Consider the following 13,042-nt stretch of genomic DNA (forward strand, 5'->3'; position numbering starts at 1 on the left):
CGTAAACCTGCCGCGCATGATCGTCTCCGCCGATTCGAGATGATAAAGTGAATCATCAAGTCCCCTCCCTGGCGAGGCGTTTTTTCAGCAGACTGCTAGCGAAGCCTCAGCACCGGGCCTCCGACGGAGAACTGACCCGCTTCGATCGCGTGCTCGCCAATCCGCCATTCAGCCAGAGCTACAGCGCCAAGGACATGGAGTTCAAAGGCCGGTTCGTAAAATGGATGCCGGAAAAGGGCAAGAAAGCGGATTTGATGTTCGTTCAGCACATGCTGGCGGTCCTCAAGAGCAACGGCCACATGGCGACGGTGATGCCGCACGGCGTGCTGTTTCGCGGCGGCGAGGAGAAGGAGGCGCGGGAGCATTTCATCAAGCAGGGTTGGCTTGATGCGGTCATTGGTCTACCGCCCAGCCTATTCTACGGCACCGGCATCCCGGCCTGCATCCTCGTGATGAACAAGGAGCATGCTGAGACCCGCAAGGACGTGCTTTTCATCAACGCTGACCGGGAATATCGCGAAGGCAAGGCGCAAAACTTCCTGCGGCCCGAGGACATGGCGAAGATCGTTGACGTCTACCGCCGGCGGCAGGACGTGCCCGGCTATGCCCGCGTCGTGCCTGTCGGAGAGATTGAAGCGGAAGAGTTCAACTGCAATATTCGCCGCTATGTTGACAACGCGCCGCCACCCGAGCCGCAGGATGTCCGCGCGCATATTCATGGTGGCGTACCAGTGACGGAAGTTGATGCGTTGGAACGCTTCTGGCTCAACTATGGCGGTCTGCGCGATGCCTGTTTCTCGCCGCGCCATGGTGATGCGGCCTATTGCGATTTTGCCTTCGCCATCGCCCAAAGGCGCGACATTGCCGAATTGATCAAGGGCCATCCCGGTGTCTTAGCCTCGCATCAAGATTTCATGAACCGGCTGACGGCTTGGTGGGGCACCATTGAGCCAATGATGCAAATGCTCGCAAGCGGAAATGCGCGCGCAGACAACGTCTATGCTCTTCGGCGAGCGCTGATGGAAAAAGTCATCGAATCGTTTGCCGGAGAAACCCTGCTTAACCCCTTCCAGATTCGCGGGGCTATGGCGCGCTATGTCGATGGCCTGAAGACCGACCTCAAATCGGTGGCTGCAAGCGGCTGGGGCGCGGAGCTGATCCCCGACGATGAGATCCTGCAAAGCGAGTTTCCGGAACTGATCGAGCAACTGGCCGCGAAGCAAGCTCGGATAGACGAGGTGCAGACGCTTTTTGCTGCTGCCGATGAGGAAGGCTATGAGGACGAGGATGACAGCGGCGTTCTCGCTTCGACCGAGGTCAAGCGACTGAAGGACCTGCTCAAGTCGCAGGGCGCGGAACTGAAGGCGTTGGTCGGAACGGCGCAAGGGGCCGCGCCTGATCTGGTTGTCGAACTGGGGCTGCCCAAGGCCGCCGCGAAGCTGGGTAAGCTGGGCGATCCCGATTTCGCGGCTGTGCACCGGTTGGCTGCGGAGGCCGAAAAGGTGGGTGGCACTTCGCACTTTGCCGCTCCAATTCTAGCACTAGCGCAACAAGGGCAGGCGATAGTGGACGCCCTGGCAAACGCGGAAGGTCGACTGGTCCGGCACAAGGCGCTGGAGGATGAGGCCAAGGTGCTAAGGGCGGAGCTGCGCACGGCGGAAAAGAAGCGGGACGAACTCGTCGCAGCCGCCCGCGAAAAGATCACGCCGGAAGCCGCGCGAAGCCAGATCCTCGCCCGCTTTCGCAAAACCCTTTTCGACACTTATCGCGCCTACCTCGAAGCCGAACGACGGATCATGACGGCGGCTGTCGAGAAGCTGCACGACAAATATGCGGTGACGATGCGAGAGATAGAGGAAAGGCGCCGCAAGACGGCGAAGGAGCTGGACGATCATCTGAGAGCGTTAGGTTATGTCTGAGCAACTGCCCGTTGGCTGGTCGATCAAGCTACTCGGCGATCTGGCGCAGGTCGTCAGCGGCGGTACTCCTTCAAGGAACGTGCCCGACTTCTGGGATGATGGAACGATCCCTTGGGTCACTCCCACGGACATAACTGCTGCAAATGGAAGATACATCTCGGAATCGAAAGATAAGATTACGAAGCTAGGTCTAACGAGTTGCTCCGCGAGCATGCTGCCTCCCGGCAGCATCCTCATGACGTCACGCGCAACTCTTGGTGAAGCGAAGATTTCCACCATGTCAGCGTGTACCAATCAGGGTTTCAAGTCGCTGGTGGCTAACAAAGGCGTTTCGAGCGAATTTCTATACTACCAAATCCAGCGAACCAAACAGGAATATGCCCGTTTCGGCTCGGGCAGCACCTTTCTAGAAGTTAGCAAAAAGGACACCCTTGGCTTTCGCGTGTTGCTTCCGAAGGAAGCGAGCCAGATCAAAATCGCGGAAGTCCTCTCGCTGGTCGACGCCCAGATCGAGGCGACGCAGGCATTGATTGCCAAGCAGGAGCAGGTACGCGCCGGCTTGATGCAAGGCCTGTTCACGCGTGGCGTCGATGAACACGGCCAACTCCGGCCGCCCCGCGAAGAAGCTCCGCACCTCTACCACCAGACAGAACTCGGCTGGTTGCCCAAGGGGTGGGGCGCTGCTCGACTGTTACACCTAACTTCACGAATTGTAGATGGCGTGCACCATACGCCAACCTACGTCCCGCAGGGTGTGCCATTCATCACCGTGAAAAGCTTAACCGCCGGCAGAGGGATTGATACTCAACAAGGGAATTTCATTTCGCTTAGTGATCATCGCGTTCTCCAGATGCGGGCTGATCCAAGAGCAGGTGATGTCCTCGTGTCGAAAGACGGCACGTTAGGAGTAGCTCGTTATGTCAATGAATCAGTTGAAGAGTTCAGCATATTTGTTTCAGTCGCAATGCTGCGACCGATTGCCAGTTTGCTTCATCCGGCTTTCTTGTGCGAGTTTTTTGGAACGAGATTTTATGAGGCCCAGATGGGTTATCTTTCAGCGGGATCGGGACTAAAGCACATTCACCTCGAACACTTTCGAAAGTTTGTTCTGCCGCGGCCAGAGCTGTCGGAACAAGTCAATATTTTGGAAATTCTAAGTTCCGCCGATCAATGTCTTGTCGGATTGGAGGATGCGCTTGAAAAGCTCCGTCTCCAGAAATCTGGTCTGATGCAGGACCTGCTCACTGGCAAGGTGTCGGTCATGCCGATACGCGAAAGTGCCGCCGCATGAGCGAATACGCTCACGTCGAAAAGCCGTTGCTGACCCAGCTTGCTGGGCTCGGCTGGACGGTGATCGACCAAGGCAGCCAGATGATCCCCCAGGACGCAGCGGCGTCGCTGCGGTCGAGCTTTCGCGACTTGATCCTCCCGCAGGTGTTCCGCGACAGTGTCCGCGCGCTCAATCCGCTTCCCGATGGTCGCGGATGGCTGACCGAACGGCAATTGGCGGGGCTGATTGATGATATCTTCCGCCAGCCCGGCAAGGGCTTGCTAGATGCTAACGAGACGGTGCAGGCGCTCTTGTTCAAGGCGCAGGTGGACCGTAATGAGTTGACCGGTGAGAAAGACCCGACCGTCCGTCTGATCGATTTCGCCAACCCAGACCGCAACAGCTTCCACGCGATCAACCAGTTCCGCGTCGATACGCCGGGGTGCGTAAAGAGCTTCATCATTCCCGACGTGGTGCTGTTCGTGAACGGTCTGCCGCTGGTGGTGATCGAGGCCAAGATCGGCGACGCCAATACCGCAAACCCGATGCACGAGGCCTTCGTGCAATTGCAGCGCTATCGCGACGCCCGTCCGGAAACCGGCCGCGCCGGACTGCGCGAAGGCGAGCCAAAGATGTTCTACACCAACCTTGCCGTGATGCGGACCTGCGGCGAGGCGGCCGAGTTCGGCACCATCAGTTCAGCCCCCGAACACTTCTTCGGCTGGCGCAACATCTGGCCAGAGCAATTTGCCGCGATCACTCCACCGCTGGGTGAAGTCCGCGCGCAGGAGGAAATGGTTCAAGGTCTGCTCAACCCGCATTGCCTGCTCGATATGCTGCGCACCTGCTCGGTGTTTATGGACCTACCAAATGGCAAGCGGGTGAAGGTACTCGCCCGCTATCAGCAGCACCGTGCCGCACACCGCATCGTTGAGCGTCTGCGCACCGGCGAGACGCCGATGGAGCGCAGCGGCGTCGTCTGGCACACGCAGGGTTCGGGCAAGTCGCTCACCATGGTCTTGGTCGGCCGGATGCTGCGCGCCAGCCGCGACCTCAACGACATCAAGATCGTTATGGTGGTCGACCGCGCCGATCTAGAAGACCAGCTATCCGATACCGCCAAGCTGATCGGGGGGAAGATCAACCTAGTCGACAGCCGCACCGCCGCGCGTAATGTTCTCGCTTCTCCCGCCTCCGACGTGAACATGGTCATGGTCCACAAGTTCGCTGAGACGAAGGACGAGCTTTCCGACGGCCTGCGCGAGAAGCTGGGGCGCTATGCCCCGCCCCCCAGCGCCGAGACTTTTGGCGTCGTCAATGATTCCCCCCGCATCCTCATCATGGTGGACGAGGCCCACCGCACGCAGGGCTCCGACATGGGCGACAATTTGTTCGAGGCATTCCCAAATGCCGCCCGCGTCGCCTTCACCGGCACCCCGCTGATCACCGAGCGGCATGGTGGCAAGCAGACCGTGAAGCGGTTCGGCGAATATATCGACACCTACAAGCTGATGGATTCGGTCGAGGACGGGGCTACCCTGCAAATCCTTTACGAAGGACGCACTGCTAACACCGCCCTGCGTGACAAGGCCGCGTTCGATACGGCATTCGAGGACCTCTTCGCGGATCGTTCGGCCGAAGACCTGCTCGCCATCAAGAAGAAGTATGGAGCCACCGGAGATATCCTCGAAGCGGAAAACCGCATCAGCGCCATTGCGCGCGATCTGGTCGGCCACTACATCGACAACATCCTGCCCAACGGGTTCAAGGCGCAGGTCGTCTGCCATTCCAAGTTGGCCGCGGTGCGATACCAGCGCGCCTTGCGCAAGGCCTTGTCGGAACGGTTCGAGGCGGAGCGTGCAAAGCCGGAGCCTGATGCTGACCTGACAAGCCGAATCGGCTTCCTCAAGGTGGCGGTCGTCGTGTCGTCAGACGCGACAAACGAGCCTGCAGAAATCACAGCTGCCCGCAGAGAGGCGCGGGAATGGAATGCGGTCGAAAATTTCTGTAAGCCATTCAATCTAGATGACTCTGACAAGGTCAACACCGGCATCGCTTTCCTCGTCGTCTGCGACATGCTGCTGACCGGTTTCGATGCCCCGATCGAGCAGGTCATGTACATCGACAAGCGGCTGAAAGAGCATAACCTGCTGCAGGCGATCGCCCGCGTGAACCGCGTGACGCAGGGCAAACAGCGCGGGTTCATAGTTGACTACATCGGTCTCGCCAACCACCTCACGGACGCGCTGAAAATTTACGCCAGCGAGGATCTTGCGGACCTTCAGGCCGGGCTGAAGAATCTGACCTCGGAACTGCCCATCTTGGAAGAACGCTATCGCCGGCTGCTCCAGCATTTCCAGGGCTTGGGTGTGCAGGATATCGAGCCGTTTCTCACCGGCTTGCTTGGTAATCCCGACGAGGAAGTTAGCGTGGTCCACAAGGCCGTCGATGCGCTCGAACCCATCAAGGCGCGTGCGGACTTCGAAGTCTATTTCAAGAAGTTTCTAACGAGCCTCGACCTCGTCCTGCCGGGCGCTGCCGCGCATCGGTACCGCGGACCGGCGAGACGGCTTGGCTATCTGATGCGCATGACCAAAGAGCGGTTCAAGGACGACTCCATCAATTTTGCCGGCGTTGGCGAAAAGGTCTCCGCACTGATCAACAAACATCTCATAGCGCTGGGCGTCGACCCCAAGATTCCCCCCGTTGAACTGCTGGACGCGGAATTTGTCGCGCAGGTAACGGGGCATGCACAGGGAAATCCTCGGGCAAAAGCAAGCGAGATGGAGCACGCCATCCGCAAGCACTGCACCATTCATTTTGATGAGGACCCGGCCTTCTTCAAGCGGATGAGCGAAAAGCTCGACACTCTGATTGCGAAGCATGGTGACGACTGGAAGGCGTTGGCCGAGCACTACGAAGAACTGCGTTCGGAAATCAGGGCGGGGCGCGGAGAGGCCATGGCCGAGCGCCCCCCCGAAGTGCTCGTCTTTCGTGATAACCTCCTCGACCTGATTGATGATGGGGCTACGCTTTCGGTTGAGGATGCTGCCCTGCTTGATGTGCTCTCTGCTCGTCTGGTCGGCGTCATCCGTGAATCCATTTCGATCGTCGATTTCTGGCGTAAGCCGGATCAGGTGCGCCGCCTCAGGGCAACTATCGATACTGAGCTGATGGTCTCAGGAATTGGTCCGGTTCAGGACCAGCACCAACGAATCGCCGTGGAATTGACCAAGCTGGCCGAGAAACGCCACGCGGAGTTGATCCAGTCATGAAGATGTGCGCCCAAGATATTGAGTTCACCCTGATCCGTAGCGACCGGAAAACAGCCGACATCGTGATCGAACGTTCGGGCGACGTGGTCGTTCGCGCGCCCGTCGGGATCGGTGACGAAAAGGTTCTCGAAGCCGTCGCAGACCGGGCTCTGTGGGTGCATCGCTCACTTGCGGAATGGGAAGACCTGAACTCTAGCCGGAGGCTTCGGCCGTTGGTTCAAGGTCAGGGCTTCGCCTATCTTGGTCGATCCTATCGGTTAAAGTTCATCGCCGATTCCGACATTCCGCTGCGCCTCAAGAACGGGCGTTGGGAGTTGTCAGAAGCCTTCGTCGCCAAGGAAGGAGAGCCTGCCGTCCGAAAGGCTTTCCGGGATTTCTATATCGCTAAAGGCATCCAGATTTTCACGGAACGGGTTCAAAGCCTTGCCCCGTTGGTTGGCGTGGAGCCTGGTGACGTTGCCGTCAAAGAGCTGGGCTACCACTGGGCATCATGCGGCGCGGGCGGCGCATTGAACTTCCACTGGAAGACCCTGATGGCTCCGCAGACTGTCATTGACTACATCGTCGTGCACGAACTTTGCCACCTGCGACAGCGTGATCATTCGGATGCATTTTGGAACGAGGTGGACAAGGTGTCGCCGCGATACCGAGAGCACAAGGAATGGCTGAGGGTGAACGGAGCTTCACTGGACCTGTAGCCGGCGATGGTTAGCTGAGTGGTGACGCTGCTATAGCCGAGCGCCAGCGGAACGTACCCTTAGGCTTGCAAACCGATTGGCGGTCTGTTACAAATCAATCAACGAAGGTTGACTGGTTTGTAAGGATATCATGGCAGAGGGAAAATGGATCAGCTACCTCCGCGTTTCGACCGACCGCCAAGGCAAATCGGGCTTAGGCGTCGAGGCACAGCGCAATGGGGTGGCTGAATACCTAAACGGCGGTAACTGGTCGCTGGTGAAGGAGTTTGTCGAAGTCGAGAGCGGCAAGCGCTCCGATCGCCCCAAGCTTGACGAGGCTATCAAGGCTTGCCGGATCTATGGTGCCAAGCTGGTGATTGCCAAACTGGACCGGCTGTCCCGCGATGCCCACTTTTTGCTCGGTCTGGAGAAGGCCGGCGTCGACTTCGTGGCGGCCGATATGCCGAACGCCAACCGGCTGACCGTGGGGATCATGGCAATGGTTGCTGAGGAAGAGCGTCGCATGATCAGCAAGCGCACTAAGGACGCGCTGGCGGCCGCGAAAAGGCGAGGGACCAAACTTGGCGGTCATCGGGGTGTCGTTCCGAGCAAAAAGGCGCGGGACATGGCTGCAGAGCGCCTCCAGGCGCGGGCCAACGCGAGGGCTTCGGACTTGGCGCCGATGATCAGGGAGCTACAGGCGGCCGGCAAAACGACCCTCAGAGCCATTGCTGAGGGGTTGAACGAGGCAGGGATCCTCACACCGCGGAACGGTAAATGGTCAGCGGTCCAGGTGCAGCGTTTATTGAGTCGAATCTAGTGTGTCAGATTGAGAAGCGAAGATTCCGCCACAAAGTCGCGGCGCGGATTTTGAACGGAAGAGTTATTTTGGCGGCTGCGAGGCGGTTTCAGCCTGTGGACCCCGGCGCAGCGGGTGCTCGCGCTCCATTGCACCTGGGGCAACCTGTTTCGCTTCCTTCCGCAACCGAATAGCCTCTGCTGCAAGGCTCACTTCTAAGGACCGGGTTGCTTGCTCGCGCTCTCCGGGTGCCATCTCACGAAGCGCTGCGCTCCCGATCTGATGACGGACTGTTGAATTCTAGTGCCATGGTTAAGGCCCATACGGCTCGCTAAGTGCTCCTCCATCGATTTTTGGAGAGGTTAGGCAACAAGGAATACCGGACCTGATTCGACACGCTGTGCGTCGAGCCAGTCGGAGCTACTACTAATTGTATCGTTCCTGAGCTATCCTATGAGAAGAATCGATGCGCGACTTTGCCGCCCCGTGGAAACTTCGGCCGTCTCGCCGGTTAATGGAGTGTTAGTTGCATACTTGCAACTGTTGGGCACAAAGCGCATGCTCCCAGGAGCGCAGCATTTAGTCGGCCTGGCGATTGCTTGTAGATTTAAGGAGCTGCCGAACCTGTTTACCAAGCCGAGCGACCATGACATTTAATTTAGCAACGAGTTACTCCGGTTTATTTTTTAAGGAAACAATTCCTTCGAGCGCGGGCGAGCATCTTGTCGCAGATTTAAGAACTAAGATTACCAACGCCCAACAGACCAAGTCTTACATCTCCACCAGCAAGAAGTTGCTGGATATCGCCAAGGAGATCGACACCAAAGCGTCTCTCGAAAAATCACGCGCAACATCGACATCACTCCCAGACGTTGTCGCCTCTTCTGCCGACAATGATCTCAACACCGGGATATTTACGGGCTTCTTTCCTTGCACCACACTTCATTGCCGTATCAGAGAGGTCGACTGGCACATCGCCATTCGAGCGTCCGTCGCAGTCGCAGAAGCACCACAGCAACATACAAGGATTAGTTTGTGGTGGAGTTTTGAAGGCGTGCCGGATGCAAGTGGCCGAAGACCAGAAGAGAGCGACGCCTCATCCTTTTGCGATCTTACTAATAAGATGAGCAACAAGGTGATGCCGGAGCTCAAGGCCGCTTATGAAAAGGCCGCTCAGCAGCTAACGTCATCCGATATGGTTCGTATCTGGCTCGCCGATTTCCACTCTCGCCCTTTTGCCGAATTGCTCGACACACTTTATTTTTCGAACAAGAGATCTCTCTCAGACATCACAGAAACTGAGCCTGTTCGAGGGCTCACTGAGCTGCGCGACTACGCCTACGATGTCGGTGGACTCAATCTCAACGACTCAAACTTCAATCTTGCGAAGAAGATCCCAGGCATCAAGGCAGCTTTCTGTCGGGCCGAGACACACAATCCCGATGGGCACATCGTTTCAATTGCGGGTTTCGCACATCCTGCCGGTCTAGCCACCGCTTTAGGGCGGCCTCGTAAGAGTGAGCGATACGTGCGTACAATGTCGGCCGCCCGGACGCTCAGCAGTCGTCTCGCCGAACAAGAAATCGTCGAGTTCAGTCGGCGCCATCTTCAATCTTCTCGACCATAATTTCCCCTCGCGCTGTCAATTAGCGACCGACCCGGCACAGCCTACGATGGCGTCGCCTGACTGCGGCATTGCAAAGAGTTGCGGCCGGAATACACTACAACTGAGTTTATAAGAAATTTTTTGAGGAAACTATGCCGAAGCGCAGGGTGGTCGACCTGTACCAACGTATTTTCGCCGCCGACCCGCTCTTGCTGCAACCGAAAAATCAGGCGGAATTCGGCAACGAAATACTGCGCAACCTCTTGGTCTTTCGTCCGCAAGCGACGAGCGCGCCTCATCTTATCGATGTGCTGGCGCCGCTCACAACATCAAAGCCGGCGCCGCCGCCGAAGCCTGATCAGAATCTCATCAAACGATATTACGAGTCTCTTCGCGATCGCACAAAGCTTGCCATAGGAGACTTCAAAGCCCTTGCCGATGTCACAATGATCGCGCGCGGCGAGATTACTGAAACACGCGGCATCCTGCATCAGTTCGTGCATAAAACGCAATCGGCCGCCGAGAACAGTCTGACGACGCGTGAAAAACGCGAAGCCTTCGATGCGCGACTGAAAATCGCTGCCATCGGTTATCGCGTATTGATCGCGAAGCTCGACCCAGCCTATGTGAATGAAGATCTTTCCCCGTTACCCACGTTCGTCGATGCGACTGTCCAAAAGACGTCGGAATCCTTCAAGTGGTCCAGCGAGGTCGGGCGTACCGTCCGAACGCCTAAGAGCGATCCGCACGATTGGGAGAACGAAGTCGCCAATCACCTCGGCGTCGCTATCAAGCAGCAGGCAGACTTGATTGTGTTCCCTGAGTTTAGTTTGCCACCGCAGCGCGTGAGGCAAGGCGAGACACAGGACCAGGTTACCAGACGCCTTGAGGGTGAGCTGAACACAACGCCCCACGATCATTTTGTGTTTGCCGGCAGTCGTCACGAGGACCGCTACAATCGTGGTCTCATTCTCAAGAAAGAAGGTAGCCGAATTTCGTCGGAGTATTGGCACTACAAGCGCGCCTCGGCGCGGGGGCTGGGCGAAAATGTGATCGGCGCGCGTGCAACGACGATTCCGTCTTACACAACCAGCATTCCGTTCCTGACCAAAGGAACGTTCGCGATTGGGATCGCAATTTGTTACGACACTTACGATCCGACGACCTTCCTTAGCTTGGTCCTTGAGGCCGCTTATTGCTCGCGCGAATATCTACCCAAGATCCTTATCGTACCGTCGTTCAACACATCGCAAGACTTCGTGGCTTTGCTCCGCGACCTGAGCTTTGTCGCGCGCTGTTCGGTGGTTTATGTTAACGGCTTACATGGCGACGCGGAAATGTTCATCTGCGGCGTTCGCGTTGCAGATTTTGCAGGCGCGCCCAATCGTCAAGCCATACTGACGAGTCTTGTGGATAAAAAGAGAGAGCTTGGCGATCAGCTCGAAGAGGAAAAGAAAGATTTCGTTCGACGCGCAACCACCACGCCCGGTCTCGTTCGAACACCAAAGGAAAAGACTTGGGTCGAAAAAACTCAACGCGAATATGAGGCTGTTTCTGATCTCGAGCGGGAATTGACGCGTCTCGAAGCCGAGGGTGCCCTCGATCACATTGAAACGATCGAAGATTGCGGCCACTGCATGGGCGGGACACATCTTCTTCCAGATCGGCGCTGTCGGCGGGATATCCTCTACTACAATCTCGACAAAGATCTGATCGCGGCTCTCCTGGAGTTTCGTGCTGGTTATTTTGGCCAGGAAGAATTTCTGCCCGGACCTTTCCGTCGTGATGAACTTGATGCCGTATGGGGTTTGAAGCCGTAGTCGATCGCCGCGTCTTGAACCCGCCCGACAGGGGGGGCCCACGTCCATGTCATTCTGCTTTTAACGCAGCTTGTCAGTTTGTTGCGGAGTTCCTGGATGAACTGGACCGACGCAAAGCTGGCGCCGGATCGGGCCGGCCATTTCGATCCGCGAACGGCTGCAATGAGGGGCCGCCGGCGCCGCCACATCCACAACCCTTCGGCCTCTCCCTAGGACGGTCGATTTTCACAACCCAACGGGTGCCGTCAACATCGAGCGCATATCACCGGTGATTTCCTTCAATGCTTGGTAGACTCTTCTTCAATCGGCTGAGTGATGGATGCTGCCAGCACAACTGCAAAGATCATAACCTGCCCCTTAGATCGGAGAAGCGCAGTGCAGCTTTGAAAGCGGTATCGACTTGAGCTGCGTTCACTTTTGAAATGTGGGCGGTGTCTCTAAAGTTGGCTTGTCCGTTGCGTACGAGCAATATCCGGTCAAACATGAGAATGACAGCAACAACGATGACCCCGCCTAAGTGCGGGGTTTTCTTTATGGCTGTTTCGGATTAAATGCGCGCGGAGGACGAAGCAATGACCCCAAGCGATCCCGCGAGAAGGGCGCCGACAGTGTGCGTGTGGGCATCAAGCATGTGCAGAGCCTGGCGATCAGCTACACGGCGAGCTCTAGCAATATCGAGTTCGAGGTTGAGAACTATTCGTGGAAGGTGACGAAAGATGGCGACGCCCAGGGCATCGAGGACCCGAAGAAGCCGAACCACGGGATGTCGGCGGTCCGGTATGGTCTTACTATATTGGTGGGTCCAGGGACCAGTTACGATCCTCATCGTCAGGAGCGGGAAGGTATTGAAGTATCCGTGACCAGGCGGAAGCTAAAACAGAATGGGGCTCGTTAGAACGGCTACCCGGGTTTGGGTCTATATCAACCTCGGTCCAAAAGAGATTGCGTTTTATAAGGAAAGCGAACCGATCTCCGTCTTTCCTTCTGTCGTATTGCTTCACCGGGATCGTTGTGAACCCACAGGGGACGACCTTTGACCAGGATGGACTTCCCATTGCGTCAAGTTCGAAGCCGATGCAAAGCTCAATCTCATATTGGTTCAAAGAGCCCGGTCTAGCGTTTGCTCCACGGGCTTCAAACATAAGCTCCAGGCCGTGTTCGTGCTTGAGGGGTTTGTATTGCAGATCATACGGCTTGATTACGGTTGGTTCAAAGACGTAGTAGTGTCCATCCGTCTGCGTTGAGTTCTGATTGTCTGTACAGGACGCTTTCTCACCAGTTTTTAGCGGTTGCGCTAATTTGACCCACACGCCTCTCACCACAACGGGGCGCGAACCAGAATTTATGAACGTCACTCCCTGCGGCGCAACGACATAAATTCTAGGCCTCCTTAACCCGATATCTTCTTCGACGCTTCCGCCGTCATCTGTGAAGTAAACTTTGCCGACTGATACTGATGGACGAAGGAATGAAACACTCAGTTCGTCACTGTGGTAAAAGAAAGTGTTGAAGAATGTGGTTGTAGAGAAAATGAGAGCTAACCACGCAGTCGGTGAGCCGATTTGTTGGTGCCATTTGACTTTCGAGCGGTTTAGTTCGCGTAGACGTTTGCGGAACGCTTCCAGCCTTTCGTTCATTGCAGCCTCCCATAGGTTGCAGTACCTGGAGATGATATA

The 13,042-nt window shown here is 56.7% G+C and carries 8 protein-coding genes; 7 read left to right on the forward strand and 1 reads right to left on the reverse strand.

Going from position 1 to position 13,042, the window contains the following annotated elements; all coding sequences use genetic code 11:
• The first annotated feature begins 47 nt into the window (after positions 1–47).
• The 7 genes from IVB27_RS09680 (at position 48) to IVB27_RS09710 (ending at position 11,366) form a co-directional block, all read left to right on the forward strand.
• Complete coding sequence (locus tag IVB27_RS09680) at positions 48–1,919, forward strand: N-6 DNA methylase (RefSeq protein ID WP_247443162.1); 1,872 nt, start codon at positions 48–50, stop codon at positions 1,917–1,919.
• Positions 1,912–3,210 (forward strand): restriction endonuclease subunit S, encoded by a 1,299-nt coding sequence (locus tag IVB27_RS09685; protein WP_247443164.1) that lies wholly within the window; start codon positions 1,912–1,914, stop codon positions 3,208–3,210. Before IVB27_RS09680 ends, IVB27_RS09685 begins: the two co-directional genes overlap by 8 nt.
• Positions 3,207–6,464, forward strand: a complete 3,258-nt coding sequence (locus tag IVB27_RS09690; RefSeq protein WP_247443165.1) for a type I restriction endonuclease subunit R — start codon at positions 3,207–3,209, stop codon at positions 6,462–6,464. Before IVB27_RS09685 ends, IVB27_RS09690 begins: the two co-directional genes overlap by 4 nt.
• Positions 6,461–7,162: a M48 family metallopeptidase gene (locus IVB27_RS09695; protein ID WP_247443167.1), complete on the forward strand. Its 702-nt coding sequence runs from the start codon at positions 6,461–6,463 to the stop codon at positions 7,160–7,162. The genes IVB27_RS09690 and IVB27_RS09695 overlap by 4 nt, the downstream gene beginning before the upstream one ends.
• 130 nt (positions 7,163–7,292) lie before the next feature.
• Positions 7,293–7,961 (forward strand): recombinase family protein, encoded by a 669-nt coding sequence (locus IVB27_RS09700; protein WP_247443169.1) that lies wholly within the window; start codon positions 7,293–7,295, stop codon positions 7,959–7,961.
• Positions 7,962–8,586: 625 nt separating this feature from the next.
• On the forward strand, positions 8,587–9,567 hold the full coding sequence (locus IVB27_RS09705) for a hypothetical protein (RefSeq protein ID WP_247443172.1): 981 nt from the start codon (positions 8,587–8,589) through the stop codon (positions 9,565–9,567).
• Positions 9,568–9,698: 131 nt separating this feature from the next.
• Complete coding sequence (locus IVB27_RS09710; protein ID WP_247443174.1) at positions 9,699–11,366, forward strand: nitrilase-related carbon-nitrogen hydrolase; 1,668 nt, start codon at positions 9,699–9,701, stop codon at positions 11,364–11,366.
• 788 nt (positions 11,367–12,154) lie between these two features.
• Here the strand turns inward: IVB27_RS09710 and IVB27_RS09715 are convergent.
• Positions 12,155–13,003: a hypothetical protein gene (locus tag IVB27_RS09715; protein WP_247443176.1), complete on the reverse strand. Its 849-nt coding sequence runs from the start codon at positions 13,001–13,003 to the stop codon at positions 12,155–12,157.
• Positions 13,004–13,042 lie beyond the last annotated feature (39 nt).

Origin of the sequence: Bradyrhizobium sp. 197 (genome assembly GCF_023073375.1) — a bacterium.
Classification (GTDB): Bacteria; Pseudomonadota; Alphaproteobacteria; order Rhizobiales; family Xanthobacteraceae; genus Bradyrhizobium.